Annotated in this window: 12 protein-coding genes; 5 read left to right on the top strand and 7 right to left on the bottom strand. The window is 71.3% G+C overall.

All coding sequences use genetic code 11. The features are described 5' to 3' along the window. Positions 1-116 precede the first annotated feature (116 nt). Complete coding sequence (locus FB559_RS34705; protein ID WP_221640325.1) at positions 117-3,098, top strand: GH92 family glycosyl hydrolase; 2,982 nt, start codon at positions 117-119, stop codon at positions 3,096-3,098. A gap of 24 nt (positions 3,099-3,122) precedes the next feature. Here FB559_RS34705 and FB559_RS44980 read toward each other — a convergent pair whose 3' ends face one another. The 4 genes from FB559_RS44980 to pdhA all read right to left on the bottom strand — a co-directional run bounded on the left by FB559_RS44980 (position 3,123) and on the right by pdhA (position 6,808). Next, positions 3,123-3,272, bottom strand: coding sequence for a hypothetical protein (locus tag FB559_RS44980; RefSeq protein WP_221640326.1), 150 nt, complete (start codon positions 3,270-3,272; stop codon positions 3,123-3,125). A 200-nt stretch (positions 3,273-3,472) separates the two neighbouring features. Further along, positions 3,473-4,738 carry a dihydrolipoamide acetyltransferase family protein gene (locus FB559_RS34710; RefSeq protein ID WP_185792543.1) on the bottom strand — a complete coding sequence of 422 codons (1,266 nt, stop codon included), beginning with the start codon at positions 4,736-4,738 and terminating at the stop codon, positions 3,473-3,475. A 12-nt stretch (positions 4,739-4,750) separates the two neighbouring features. Then, entirely contained in the window at positions 4,751-5,740 is a 990-nt protein-coding gene (locus FB559_RS34715) for an alpha-ketoacid dehydrogenase subunit beta (protein ID WP_141961150.1), read from the bottom strand. A gap of 9 nt (positions 5,741-5,749) precedes the next feature. Continuing rightward, positions 5,750-6,808, bottom strand: coding sequence for a pyruvate dehydrogenase (acetyl-transferring) E1 component subunit alpha (gene pdhA / locus FB559_RS34720; RefSeq protein WP_141961151.1), 1,059 nt, complete (start codon positions 6,806-6,808; stop codon positions 5,750-5,752). A 140-nt stretch (positions 6,809-6,948) separates the two neighbouring features. On the opposite strand from pdhA, the gene FB559_RS34725 reads away from it, so the two are divergent. Beyond that, a complete protein-coding gene (locus tag FB559_RS34725) occupies positions 6,949-7,569 on the top strand; it encodes a GntR family transcriptional regulator (protein WP_246122318.1) in 621 nt (206 codons plus the stop codon). A gap of 44 nt (positions 7,570-7,613) precedes the next feature. Further along, positions 7,614-9,326, top strand: coding sequence for a DNA polymerase/3'-5' exonuclease PolX (gene polX, locus FB559_RS34730; RefSeq protein WP_141961153.1), 1,713 nt, complete (start codon positions 7,614-7,616; stop codon positions 9,324-9,326). 315 nt (positions 9,327-9,641) lie between these two features. Here the strand turns inward: polX and FB559_RS34735 are convergent, their stop codons facing one another. Together FB559_RS34735 and FB559_RS34740 are read right to left on the bottom strand one after the other, a co-directional pair. Then, the gene (locus FB559_RS34735) at positions 9,642-10,730 is read right to left on the bottom strand and encodes a COX15/CtaA family protein (RefSeq protein ID WP_425455096.1); all 1,089 of its coding nucleotides are present in this window, start codon (positions 10,728-10,730) and stop codon (positions 9,642-9,644) included. A gap of 85 nt (positions 10,731-10,815) precedes the next feature. Then, positions 10,816-11,757 (bottom strand): EamA family transporter, encoded by a 942-nt coding sequence (locus tag FB559_RS34740; protein WP_141961155.1) that lies wholly within the window; start codon positions 11,755-11,757, stop codon positions 10,816-10,818. Between the two features lie 476 nt (positions 11,758-12,233). On the opposite strand from FB559_RS34740, the gene FB559_RS34745 reads away from it, so the two are divergent. Together FB559_RS34745 and FB559_RS34750 are read left to right on the top strand one after the other, a co-directional pair. Then, on the top strand, positions 12,234-12,905 hold the full coding sequence (locus FB559_RS34745; protein ID WP_141961156.1) for a hypothetical protein: 672 nt from the start codon (positions 12,234-12,236) through the stop codon (positions 12,903-12,905). Further along, complete coding sequence (locus FB559_RS34750; RefSeq protein ID WP_141961157.1) at positions 12,902-13,201, top strand: transcriptional regulator; 300 nt, start codon at positions 12,902-12,904, stop codon at positions 13,199-13,201. Before FB559_RS34745 ends, FB559_RS34750 begins: the two co-directional genes overlap by 4 nt. A gap of 76 nt (positions 13,202-13,277) precedes the next feature. Here the strand turns inward: FB559_RS34750 and FB559_RS34755 are convergent, their stop codons facing one another. Beyond that, on the bottom strand, positions 13,278-13,994 hold the full coding sequence (locus tag FB559_RS34755) for an ABC transporter permease (RefSeq protein WP_185792629.1): 717 nt from the start codon (positions 13,992-13,994) through the stop codon (positions 13,278-13,280). Positions 13,995-14,019 lie beyond the last annotated feature (25 nt).

Below are 14,019 nucleotides of genomic sequence, written 5' to 3' on the forward strand. Positions count from 1 at the left end.
CTGGGCGGTCAAGGGGATCAACAATCCGACCGTGACAACGTTGTCACGATCGCGTTCTGTGGTGGCCCCCGCCAGCGCGGCCGGTGCCCTCTCGACCCGCCTGCAGAGGAGCAGCAGTGCTCAGACGTACGCGTAACCGCCTCGCAGGGATGCTCTGCCTGGCTCTCACCTCTCTGGCCCTGCCGGCACTCCCGGCGGCGGCGGCCGCGTTAGACCCGGCCTCCTACGTCAACCCGTTCGTGGGCACGCAGGACGGCGGACCCGACTTCGGCCACGGCGGCGGCGCCGGGATGGACTTCCCCGGCGCGGTGATGCCGTTCGGGATGATGCAGTGGAGCCCCGACACCGTCCGTACCTCCGGCGGCGGCTACAAGTACGAGGACAACCGCCTTCGCGGCTTCAGCATGACCCACATCTCCGGACCCGGCTGCACCGGAGCCCAGGACTTCCCGGTCATCCCCTTCTCCGGGCCGATCAAGAACTCGCCCGCGACGCACGGCACGGACTACGTCCAGACCTTCCAGCACGCCAACGAGCAGGCGTCACCCGGCTCGTACGCCATGACCACCGACACGGGCGTCAAGACGGAGCTGACCGCCACCCAGCGCGCCGGCGTGGCCAGGTTCACCTTCCCCGCCGACAAGGTGGGCACGCTGCTGCTCAACGTGACCGGCTCGATCAACGGTGTGGACGATGCCGAGGCCACCGTGAAGGGCAACACCGTCTACGGGTGGGCCAAGACCGGCGGCTTCTGCGGCTCCGACACGCGCTACTACGTGTACTTCCACGCTACGTTCGACCAGCCCTTCACGGCGTACGGCACCTGGAAGGACGACTCGGTCGAGCCCGGCGACGCGGACGTACGCGGCAGGGCGCCGGCCAAGGTCCCGCAGCAGACCCAGAAGATCTTCGGACGGATCCACAACGGGCCCGAGGGCAGGCCCATACCGCCGTCCACGGCGCGGCTCTCCGCGCAGGACGTCAACGTCAAGGGCCCCGGCTCCGGCGTCTACCTGCAGTTCGACACGAGCAGGAACAGGCCGGTGCAGATGCGCACCGGCCTGTCCTACGTGAGCGTCGACGGCGCCCGGCAGAACCTCGGCGCCGAGGTCGGGAACAAGGGGTACGCCGCGGTCAGCACCGCCGCGCACAAGGCCTGGGAGAAGCGGCTGCGCCAGATCAAGGTCGAGGGCGGCGCGGCCGACCCGCTGAGGACCTTCTACACGGCGCTCTACCACGCGATGCTCCAGCCCTACGTCTTCGACGACGCCGACGGCACCTACACCGGGTTCGACTTCCGCACCCACAAGGTCAAGAAGGGCCACCACCAGTACGCGACGTTCTCCGGCTGGGACATCTACCGCAGTGAGGCGCAGCTCATCGCCCTGCTCGCCCCGGACGTCGGGGCCGACATCGCCCAGTCGATGTACAACGACGCGCACTCGGTCGGGGACGTCTGGGACCGCTGGTCGCACCAGAACACCATCACCGGCGTCATGAACGGCGACCCGTACCACTCGATCATCTCGACCATGTACGCCTTCGGCGCGCGCGACTTCGACGCCGGCGGCGCGCTGGCCGCCATGGTCAAGGGCGCGAACCGGGTCGGCGAGGACAAGGCCACCGGCTACACCGAGCGGTCCGGGAACGCCGACTACCTCAAGCTGGGGTACGTGCCGGGCGACCCGGCGACGACCCTGGAGTACGGCCTGGCCGACTTCGGCATCGCCCAGCTCGCCCAGCGGCTCGGCGAGAACGGCACGTACCAGGAGTTCATGAAGCGCTCGCACGCCTGGGAGACGATCTACAACCCGCTGAACGACTGGATCCAGCCGCGCTTCGGCGACGGTTCGTTCCTGTCCCCGTTCGACCCGGCCGACCCCGGCTGGTACGTCGAGGGCAACGGCTCGCAGTACCACTGGATGACCTACTCCGACGTCGCGGGACTGTTCGGCGCCATGGGCGGCCGCGACAAGGCGGCCGGGCGGCTGGACACGTTCTTCACCGAGCTCAACGCCGGGTCGCAGAAGCCCTACGCCTATCTGGGCAACGAACCTTCGCTGCAGACGCCGTGGCTGTACGCCTGGGCCGGCCAGCCGTACAAGACCCAGGACGTGGTCGCGCGGGCCCGTACGAAGCTGTTCAAGCCCGGGCCGGACGGCCTGGTCGGCAACGACGACCTCGGCACGATGTCGGCCTGGCGGGTGTTCGCCGGGCTCGGCATGTACCCCGCCATCCCGGGCCGCGCCGAGATGGTGCTGAACAGCCCGGAGTTCCCCAAGATCACGGTGAGACGGTCGAGCGGCCAGAAGATCACGATCAACGCGCCCGGGGCCTCCGACGCGAACTACTACGTGCGGTCGCTCAAGGTCGGAGGGAAGGCGACCACGCGCGCCTGGCTGCCGGAGTCCTTCGTCGCCTCCGGCGGGAGGCTGGACTTCACGATGGGCGCCCAGCCGAACACCGCGTTCGGCAGCGACCCGGGCGACGCGCCGCCCTCGTTCGGCACGGGGGCGAAGCCCTACCTGTCGGCGATCTCGCCCGGGATGACCTCGCTCGAACCCGGTGAGTCGGCCGAGGCGACCCTGCGCGTACAGGCGATCGGCAAGGGCGGCACGGTCACCTGGACGGCCAAGCCGCCCGACGGCATCACCGTGACGCCGTCATCGGGCACGCTGGAGGTCGCCGACGCCGGCCGCGCCGACCAGAAGGTGACCGTCTCGGTGGCCGCCGGCACCAAGCCGGACTACTACTCGGTGCCGTTCGAGCTCACCGCGTCGGGCGCCTCGGTCGGGGCGAGCGGGATGACGATCAACGTCGCCCGGCGCGGCACGATCGAGTGGTACCAGAACAACGCCGGCATCTCCGACGACGGCAAGGCCGGGCAGGCCAACTTCGACGGCGGCGGCTGGAGCTACTCGGCCCAGGCGCTCGCCGCGGAGGGCCTCAAGGCCGGGCAGCCGGTCGCGTGGAACGGTTTCACCTTCACCTGGCCGAACCGCAGACCCGGTCAGCTCGACAACGTGCAGGCGAGCGGCCAGGTGGTCGACCTGCCGAGCGCTCCCGCGGGCGTTCCTGGGGGCGGGCGGCAACGGTGACGCGCCGTCCACGGTCACGATCACCTACACCGACGGGTCGACGGCCTCCAGTGCGCTGGAGTTCAGCGACTGGGCGCTCGGCGCCGACGCGTACCCGCCGAAGTACGGCAACGAGACCGTCGCCAAGACGCCGTACCGCAACACCTCCGACGGAGGGAAGCAGGAGATCAACATCTACGTGTTCGGCGCCACGCCGATCGGTCTCGACCCGTCCAAGCAGGTCAAGAGCGTCACGCTCAACGCGCCCAAGGCGGGTTCGGGCACGCTGCACGTGTTCGCCTGGGCCTTCGCCTGACCTTTACCGGGCCGATGTGGTGCGGGGTGCCCCGTCTGTGGTTCTTCACGAGGCGGGGCACCCCTGCTTTTCGGGCCGCTCAGGCGACGATGCGGAAAGGGTTCTCCAGCAGGTCGGTGAGCTGGCCGAGGAACGCCGCGCCGGTCGCGCCGTCACAGGCGCGGTGGTCGATCGACAGCGTCAGGGTCATCCGGTCGCGAGGGATGACCTCGCCATCGCGGAAGACCACGTCCTTGCGGGTCGCGCCGACGGCCAGGATGGCCGCCTCGGGCGGGTTGATGACGGCCGTGAAGGCGTCCACGCCGAACATGCCCAGGTTGCTCACGGTGAACGTGCCGCCGGACATCTCCTGCGGGGTGAGCCGCTGCTCGCGTGCCCGTCCCGCGAGCTCACGCGTCTCGGCGCCGAGCTGGGAGACGCTCTTGCGGTCCGCGTCCCTGATCACGGGGACGACCAGTCCCTCTTCCAGCGCGACCGCCACGCCGATGTGCACCCGCTTGTGCACGAGGAGAGCTTCCTCGGTGAAGGAGACGTTCAGGACGGGGTTGGCACGCAGTGCCGTGGCGCAGGCCTTCACGATCAGGTCGTTGACGCTGACCTTGGCGGGTGCCAGTGCGGTGTTGAGAGTGGCGCGGAAGGCGAGCAGCTCCTCCACGTCGACGACGCGCGTCAGGTAGAAGTGCGGCGCCGTGCGCATGCTCTCGGCGAGGCGGCGCGCGGTCACCTTGCGGATCCGGCTCAGCGGCACCTGCTCGGTGTCCGCGTCCTGCGGGCGTGCGGCCTCGGCGGGCGCCGTCGCGGCGGGCGGAGCGGACGGCGGGGCGGGGGGCACCACGGCCTGGGTGGACAGGACGGCGGTCTGCAGGGTCGCCGCCTCCACGTCCGCCCGGATGATGCGGCCGCCGGGGCCGGACCCCGTCAGCGTGGTGAGGTCGACACCGTTCTCCCGTGCGATACGCCGTGCGAGCGGCGACGACGGCGGCCGTGAACGGCCGTTCCGCGCCGCCGGCACCTCGGCGGCCGGGGCCGCGGGCTCGGTACGGACGGGGGTGCCGTTCGCGGCCGGAGCCTGGGCGGGCGCCTCGGCGGGTGCGGCCGCCGGCGCGGATCCGTCGGTCACCAGGACCGCGATCGGGGTGCCGATCGTGGCCGAGCCTCCCTCGGCGACGAGGATCTCGCCGAGGACGCCGTCCTCGTACGCCTCGTACTCCATCAGGGCCTTGTCGGTCTCGATGTCGACGAGCGCGTCACCCGCGGAGACCTTGTCGCCGGGCTTCTTGTGCCACGAGCTGACGACGCCTTCCTCCATGGTGTCGGACAGGCGCGGCATGAGGATTTCGGACATGGACTGGACTTCCTAACGGCGGCCGGTGGCGCGAAGCGTGTCGCGCACGGCGGTGACGAGGGAATCGGCCGACGGCAGCGCGGCGAGTTCCAGGGGCTTGGAGTAGGGGAGCGGGACCTCGGCCATCGCCACCCGGCGTACCGGGGCGTCGAGCCAGTCGAAGGCGCCCTCCTGGATCGTGGCCGCGATCTCGGCGCCGATCCCGTACGTGAGCCAGTCGTCCTCGGCGATCACGGCGCAGCCCGTACGGCGGACCGACTCGACCACGGTCTCCCGGTCGAGCGGCCGCAGGCTGCGCAGGTCGACGACCTCCGCGGAGACGCCCTCGCCGGCCAGCCGCTCGGCGACCTCGGCGGCGACGTGCGCCATCCGCGAGTAGGCGACGATCGTGATGTCGGTGCCCGTACGGGTGACGGCGGCGCGGCCGATCTCGGCGGGCGCCACCTCGTCCGGCAGCTCGCCGCGGGTGTTGTAGAGGGCGAGGTTCTCCAGGAACAGCACCGGGTCGTCGTCGCGGATGGCGGCCTTCAGCATCGCCGACGCCTCGGCGGGCGTGCTGGGGGCGAGGACCTTGAGCCCGGGGATGAAGGAGTAGAACAGCTCGACGTTCTGGGAGTGGGTGGCGCCGAGCTGCTGCCCGCCGCCGCCGGGCGTACGGATCACCATCGGCACGCTGCACTGCCCGCCGAACATCCCGTAGATCTTCGCCGCGTGGTTGACGATCTGGTCGAGCGCGAGCAGCGAGAAGTTGATCGTCATGATCTCGACGACGGGCCGTAGCCCGAGCATCGCCGCGCCGATGGCGGCGCCGACGAAGCCCTCCTCGGCGATCGGGGTGTCGCGGACCCGGCGCGGGCCGAACTCCTTCAGCAGTCCTTCGGTGATCTTGTAGGACCCCTCGAAGACGCCGATCTCCTCGCCCATGACGAAGACGTCCTCATCGCGCAGCATCTCGGCGCGGAGCGTGTCCCGTAGGGCCTGGCGGTAGGTGACTGTGGCCATCGGGACTCCTCAGAAGACCGGGTCGGCGGGCAGGCGGCGGGACGCGCCCGGCACCGGCGTCGCGTAGGTGTAGTCGAACAGCGTGGAGACGTCCGGATGCGGACTCTCGTCGGCGAACGCCGCGGCGTCGTCGACCTCGGCCCTCACCTCGGCCTCCAGCTTGTCGCGGGCCTCGGCGTCCAGGAAGCCGCTCTCCTCCAGCTCCAGGGCGAGGCGTGCGAGCGGGTCGGCGGCCTTGAGCGCGTCCTTCTCCTCCGCGGTGCGGTACCGCGCCGGGTCCACGACCGAGTGACCGCGCAGGCGCGGGCTCGTCGTCTCCAGGAGGAACGGCTTGCTTTCGGCGCGTGCCCGCTCCACGGCGGCGTGCGCGGCGTCGCGTACGGCGATGACGTCACTGCCGTCGACGTGCGCGCCCTCCATCCGGTACGCGGCGGCGCGCTTGTACAGCTCCGGCTCGGCCGAGGCGTGCGCGACCGTGGTGCCCATGCCCAGGCCGTTGTTGACGACGACGTAGACGATCGGGAGCTCCCACAGCGCGGCCATGTTCAGCGACTCGTGGAAGGCGCCGATGTTGGTGGTGCCATCGCCCATCTGGCACATGACGACCTCGTCGCCGCCGCGGTAGTCGATGGCCAGCGCGGCGCCGGTGGCGAGCGGCAGCTGGCCGCCCACGATGCCGTACCCGCCCAGGAGCCGCGACTCGGTGTCGAACAGGTGCATCGACCCGCCCCAGCCCTTGGAGACGCCGGTGCTCCGGCCGTACAGCTCGGCCATGACGCGGCGGGCGTCGATGCCACGGCCGAGGGCGTAGCCGTGCTCGCGGTAGTTGGTGAAGAGGTAGTCGCGGGGCTCGAGCGCGGCCATCAGACCGGTGACGGTGGCCTCTTCGCCCAGGTTGAGGTGGCAGTACCCGCCGATCTTGGCCTCCGTGTACGCCCGGGCGGCGCGTTCCTCGAACCGGCGGATCAGCAACATCTGCCGGTAGTACGCGACGAGTGTCTCGGGCTGCGGCTTGGACTTCCGCGGCCGGCGGGGGCGCGCCGGGCTCCTCGTGTCGGTGTCACCCATTCGAGGTGCTCCCTTTCGTACACGGGGCGCCCGCGATGGGGTCTCCACACGGTGCGCCCGACTGCAAGTTGAGGCTGATCAATGATCGATCATAGTTCAGCTATTTGCGTCTGCGGAACAGCCATCTACGATTGACCAGCGTGAACGCTCTCAACGCCCCGGCCCTGGTGCGTACCGGCCTGGGAGACCAGATCCGGCAGGTCCTCATCGATGGCATCACATCCGGACGCCTACAGCCTGGTGAGCGTATCGTCGAACGCCGCATCGCCTCTGAGCTGGGGGTGAGTCAGGCGCCGGTACGCGAGGCGCTCCGGCAGCTCGAGGCCCTGCGACTGGTCGAGACGACCCCCAACCGCGGCGCCCGCGTACGTGATTTCACCGAGGCGGACTTCCGGGAGTTCTTCCCGGTCCGCGCGGGCCTGGAGGAGACCGCCGCCGACCTCGCCGCGCCGCGCCTGGCCGGCCGGGTCGAGTCGCTGGAGGTTCACATCGAACGCCTCACGGCGGCCTCCGGCGCCGACGTGATGCGGCACAGCATCGCCTTCCACCGCGAGATCGTCGAGGCGGCGGGCAACCGCCTGCTGCGGTCGGTCTGGGAGTCGCTCGGCATCGAGATCTGGACCACCCTGTCCGTCCGCCGCCACGACACCGAGCTGTGCGGCAAGACCGCCGAACACATCGAGATCGCCGGCGCCTTCCGCCGTCGGGACCCGTCCGTCGGCCGCCTCCTGCACGACCACGTCATGAGCTACGCGCCGTAACGCCCGCGCCCCCGCTGTCGTAGGCGAGGCCTAGGATCGGGCACATGGGGCGCCCCAACGACGAAGTCGCCGAGCTCTTCCAGGAGTTCGCCGACCTGCTCTCGATCACCGGCGAGGCCGCGTACAAGGTGCGCGCCTACGAGAAGGCCGCGCGTGCCATCGGCGGCTACTCCGAAGACGTCTCCAAGCTCGACCTCAAGGGGCTGCGCAAGATCCCCAACGTCGGCGAGGCGATCGCCAAGAAGATCCTGGACTACCAGGAGACCGGCACGATCCGGCAGCTCGAGGCCGTACGCGCCAAGATCCCAGCCGGCGTGCGGGCGCTCACCGCGATTCCCACGCTCGGGCCGAAGAAGGCTCTCGTCCTGTACGAGGAGCTCGGCATCTCCTCCGTCGACGAGCTCGCCGAGGCCATCCCGGCGGGGCGGCTGGAAGGGCTCAAGGGGTTCGGCGCCAAGACCGAGGACAACATCCTCCACGGCATCGAGCTGATGCGAAGGGCCGGCGACCGGGTGCTGGTCGACGTCGCGATGGGCGTGGCCGAAGAGATCATCGAAGCGCTGTCGCCGCTCGCCGGGCGGTGTGAGTACGCGGGCTCGCTGCGGCGCTGCCGCGAGACCATCGGCGACGTCGACATCCTCGCGACCGCCGACGAGCCCGGCCCGCTCATGGCGGCGTTCGTCGAGCTGCCCCTGGTCGCCGAGGTGATCGCGCGGGGCGAGAAGAAGACCTCGATCCGCACCGTCAAGGGGCTTCAGGTGGACCTGCGGGTCGTCCCGGCCGAGTCCTGGGGCGCGGCCCTGCAATACTTCACCGGCTCCAAGGCCCACAACATCCGCACCCGCGAGATCGCCGTACGGGCCGGGCTCAAGCTCTCGGAGTACGGCCTGTTCGAGGTGGAGAGCGGAGACCTCGTCGTGTCGGCCACCGAGGAGGAGGTCTACGAGCGCCTCGGCCTGCCCTGGGTGGCGCCGGCGCTGCGCGAGGACGGCGGCGAGGTGGACGCCGCCATCAAGGGAGAGCTGCCGCGGCTCGTGCAGCTCGGCGACCTGCGCGGGGACCTGCACAGCCACACCGACCTGACCGACGGCACCGCCTCGCTGGAGGACATGGTCGCCGCGGCGGCGGCACACGGCTGGGAATACTTCGCCATCACCGACCACGCGCCGAACCTCTTCATGCAGCGGATGACGGACGAGAAGATGCTGGCCCAGCGCGAGGCCGTGCACGCGCTGGGCGAGCGCTACCCGGACCTGACCCTGCTGCACGGCACCGAGCTGAACATCGACCCCGACGGTGAGGTCGACTGGCCGCGGGAGTTCCTCTCCGGCTTCGACGTCTGCGTGGCGTCGGTGCACTCGCAGTTCACCCAGGACCGCGAGGTCATGACCCGCCGGATCGTCCGGGCCGTGGAGACCCCCGGGGTGCACGTCCTCGGCCACCCGACCGCCCGCCTCATCGGCCGCCGGGCGCCCGTGGACGCGGACTGGGACGAGGTGTTCGCGGCCTGCGCCCGGCACCGCACGGTCGTGGAGATCGACGCGTTCCCCGACCGGCTGGACCTGCCCGCCGACCTCATCCGCCGCGCCCTGCGGCACGGGGTGAAGTTCTCCATCGACAGCGACGCGCATGCCACCGGGCACTTCGCCAACCTGCGCTACGGCGTGGGCACGGCACAGCGGGGCTGGCTGACCCCCGACGACGTGGTCAACACCTGGCCGCTGAAGCGGCTGCTCGCCTACCTGAGAGGCGAGTAGGACCTGTTCCGGCGCGGACGCCACCCACCGGCTGGACCGCCCCTGGGACACCCACCGGCGGCAGCCGCCGATGCGGCGTCGGCCGCGACCTGCCCCGCCGGGCGTGGGGGCCGCGACCAGCCCGCGCGGGTGGTGCGCCGAGCGGGAGGGTGACCTGCCTGCGCGGGTGGTGCGCCGAGCGGGAGGGTGACCTGCCTGCGCGGGTGGTGCGCCGAGCGGGAGTACGCGTGGGCGCCTCGCCTGCACACGGAGATGGTCACCCGAGGTGAGCCCGACCCTGCGACCCGCCGCCACCGGCACGGCGCCCGGTGGCCGTCAGCGGTCGGTCGTGCTGCCCGCCGGCCTCATCCTCGGGCTCCGTGCGTCGCCGGGCGCGCCCAGGGCAGGGTCGGCGCCGGGGACCGGCGGCACCTCGCGGCGCGTACGCCACCGGCGCGCGAGCCACCCGTTGTCCGCCCGCCCTGGCTCGGAGACCGGCATCTCGCCCCGCTCGCGCATCGCGAAGAGCACCCGCAGGGTCGCGATCCACACGAGCGCCGAGCCGAGCACGTGGGCCACGACGAGCGGCCCGGGAACCCCGGTGAAGTACTGGACGTAGCCGATGACACCCTGGGCCAGCTCGACAGCGAGGAGCTCGAGCGCCCGCCGCTGCACCCGGCCGGGCGCGTTCGTCAGCCGCAGGCCCAGCAGCAGCGCGAAGGTCAGCCCGACCGTCGCCCAGACGATGTCGGCGTGCAACTGCGCGACCTGCTCGATGTTGAAGCCGAACCGCGGCGACGTCGCGTCGCCCGCGTGCGGGCCGGTGCCGGTCACGACGGTGCCCGCGATCAGCAACGCGAACACCACGGCGACGAGCGCGCGGGCGAGCCAGACCAGCTCACCCCGTACGAGGGTGCGGGCCGGCTCGTCCCCTTCGCTCGCCCGGACCCACAGCGCCGTCGCGGCGGCCAGGAGGGCGGGGGAGAGCAGGAAGTGCGCGGCGACCGCGGCGGGGTTCAGGTCGGTGAGCACGACGATGCCGCCGACGATCGCCTGCGCCACGACACTGAGCGGCTGGACCGCGGCGAGACGCACGAGGTCCCGGCGTCGGGGCCGCAGGCGTACGGCCGCCACGAAGACGGCGACGCCGACGGCCAGCACGAGGAAGGTCAGCAGCCGGTTCCCGAACTCGATCGCCATGTTGGCCGCGGCGTGCTCGGACGAGTGCGTCGGCACCAGGCTGTCCCCGGTGCACTTGGGCCAGGTGGGACACCCGAGCCCCGAGCCGCTCACGCGCACGGCCGCGCCCGTGGACATGATCAGGGCGTTACCGGCCACCCCGGCGAGGGCGAGCCACCGCATCGATGTCGACGTGGGACGCCACACGGCATCGATGAGCCGCACCACGGGATTGTCGGATCGCACGCCCCTCATCGTATGAGTGCCCCGCACCGCCCCGGATCCGGGTACGCCGCTGGGCTCGCCGGCGAGGCGCGAGGGCGATGGCGGATCAGGCCTCGGGGGCCTCGGGCGGGGACTGCTGGAAGCGGGTGGCGCCGACGCAGGCGGTGATGACCAGGCCGATGGCCAGCCATTCCTGCCATCCGAGGACCTCGCCGAGGAACACCAGACCCACCAGGGCGCCGACGGCGGGTTCGATGCTCATCAGGATGCCGAACACGCGGGCCGACATGCGCCGCAGGGCCTCCAGCTCCAGGGAGTACGGGATGACCGACGACAGGAGGCCGACTCCCACGGCGACGAGCAGCAGCTCCGGGTCGAGCAGCTTGGTGCCCGCCGTGCCGATGCCGACCGGCAGCATGACCACCGCGCCGACGATGCTGGCCACGGCCAGTCCGGACGAGCCCGAGAAGCGCTGCCCGGTGGCGCCGCTCAGCAGGATGTAGCAGGCCCACCCGGCCGCGGCCAGCAGGGCGAACGCCACGCCGGCGAACGTTACGTCGCCGTTGCCGCGTGCCAGCATCGCCACGCCGCCCAGGGCGAGCAGCGCCCACACGAGGTCCAGCCGGCGCCGTGAGGCGAGGATCGCGACCGACAGCGGGCCGAGGAACTCGACCGTTACCGCGATGCCCAGCGGCAGCCGCGCCAGTGCCTGGTAGAAGCAGGCGTTCATCGCGGCGAGGGTCAGGCCGAACAGCGTGGCCACGCCGATGTCACGCCAGGAGTGCAGGCGGCGCAGGTCGCGCAGGGTCGAGCGGTAGACGGCACCGAGGACCACCGCGGAGGTCAGCAGCCGCATCATGACGATCGCGTCCGGCGAGGAGCGGGCGAACATGTTCTTCGCCATGCCCGCGCCGATCTGCACCGAGACGATGCCCAGCAGGATCAGCGCGGGCGGCGGCACCGAGCCGAGCGAAGGCCGCAGGGCCCCCGTCCGCGCGCGGAACCAGGCCGCCCGGCCGTATGACCCTTGGGCGTCAGCGAGCGCCATCCATCACTCCAAGCTAGGTCGTTGATCCTCTGAGGTACTGACTATGCGGGTCGCGTTGTGTGCCGGGGGTGCCTCAGTGAAGAGGGGCTGGACCAGGCGGACTGACGGGAGTCCGTACCGATCACTCACGAGCCGGAGGCACCGCGCCTCCACCCTTCATGCCAACCAGATGCTACGGCTGCCGGGCCGCGCGACGAATCCCCAGGGCCGTATCCACGTCGTCGCGCGCGAACATCGCATGCCGGCTCAGAGCTGAAGGTCGTGAAGGTCGAGGAGGTCAACCCGGGCGGCACGGCCGCTCCGAGAGCGTTCAGTTGAGGCCGAGGACGGTGACCGGGCCGGACGGCAAGACCGCGACGCGTCACCAGCGGAGACCGGCCATGACCGAGCGGCGTCGCCTGGGTCATCTGGACCGTTGACTTTGCGCCGCAAAGTTTGTTAGCTTTGTGGCACAAAGTCAAGGAGGCGTAGATGTCGTGAACGAGACACCTGACACCGGTCGCGCTGCCGCAGCAGGCGCCGGCGGCGAATTCACCCCCCAGGCGGCGGCACTGCTCCTGGAGCAGGCCAGGTGGCAGGCGCGGCGCCGGTTCGAGCCGTACCCACCGTTGTTCTCAGCGTTCCGGGCGATCATCGCGCTCGCCACCTACGGCACGATCTGGCTGTCGGTGCGCGACCAGCACCCCTACCGAGGGCCGGATGTCGCCGCCTACCTCGTCGTCCTCGCGCTCGCGGCCGTCAACCTCGGCGCGGCCGTCATGGTGTCCAGGCGCGCGACCGCCGGGATCCGCGGGAGAACCCGGATGCGCCCGGCCGAGGTCACGGCCATGGCTGCGGTTTGGATCGGCGTGTTCGTGGTCATGGGGGCGCTGCCGGCGGCCGGAGCGAGCCGGGGCGTCGTCTACGGCCTCTATCCGGCGAGCGCGCCGCTCATCGTCGCCGGCCTCGCCTGGGCGGGCATCATGGTGGCGCGGGCGAACCGCCCCAGCACCGGCACCGCGCTCGCGGTGGCCGCCGTCGGCGCACTGGCCGCCTTCGCGGGACCGGCCGGCGCGTGGGCGGTCGCCGGCTCGGGCCTGTGCGTGGTGCTCATGGCCACGGCCGCCGCCACCGCCTGGCGACACCGTGCCCGGGCGATGCGCCCATGACCGATGGCGAGCTCGACCCGCTGATCCACGTCCCGGCGCGGCTGCGGATCGTCGCGACCCTGGCCACGCTGCCGGACGGCGACACCCTCTCCTTCACCCGCCTGCAGGACCTCATCGGGCTGACCCCCGGCAACCTCATCACCCACCTGCGCAAGCTGGAAGACGCCGGCTACCTCAGCAGCGACAAGACCGGCAACGGCACCGCGTCCAAGACCACAGTGGCCTTGACCGGTCACGGCCGCGCCGCCCTCGTCACCTACACCGCGACGCTCCGCAGCCTGCTCAACGGCCTGTAGAACGACCCAGCCGATCGATCGTCAGGACGGTCCACCCGTCCCACAGCACGCGCCGTCCCCGATCAGGCCCCGCGCGTTATTCCCAGCGGAAGAACCGCGCCGCGAGGGCGAGGCCGGCCACCGCCCACACGAGGAGGACGATCAGGTCGCGGGCGGGTAGTCCGGCCCCGTGCTGCAGCACCTGCCGCAGGCCGTCGGCGAGCGCGGAGATCGGTAGTAGTTCGAGGACCGAACGTAGTCCGCCGGAGAATTTCGTCAACGGGAAAACGACGCCGCCCATGACGAGAAGCAGCAGGTAGACCAGGTTGGCGGCGGCGAGCGTCGCCTCCGCGCGCAGGGTGCCGGCCATGAGCAGGCCGAAGCCGCTGAACGCCGCGGTACCCAGCAGGACGAGCAGGACCACGGTCAGCGCGTTTCCGTGCGGGCTCCAGCCCAGGGTCAGTGCGACGACGCCGAGTATCGCCGTCTGGAGCAGCTCGACCAGGAGCACCGTGAGCGACTTGGCCGCGATCAGCCCGGAGCGGGGGAGCGGCGTGGCACCGAGGCGCTTCAGCACTCCGTACCGGCGCTCGAAGCCGGTGCCGATCGCCTGCCCGGTGAAGGCCGTCGACAGCACGGCCAGGGCCAGGACGCCGGGGGCCAGGAAGTCCACGCGGCTGCCGGGGCCCACGTCCAGCAGCGGGGTCGAGCTGAACAGCACGAGCAGTGCCACCGGGATGATCAGGGTGAGCAGGAGCTGCTCGCCGTTGCGCAGCAGGGTGCGCAGCTCGTGCGCGGTCTGGGCGCCGACCATGCGGGGCAGCGGCGCCGCCCCGGGC

Origin of the sequence: Actinoallomurus bryophytorum (genome assembly GCF_006716425.1) — a bacterium.
GTDB lineage: Bacteria > Actinomycetota > Actinomycetes > Streptosporangiales > Streptosporangiaceae > Actinoallomurus > Actinoallomurus bryophytorum.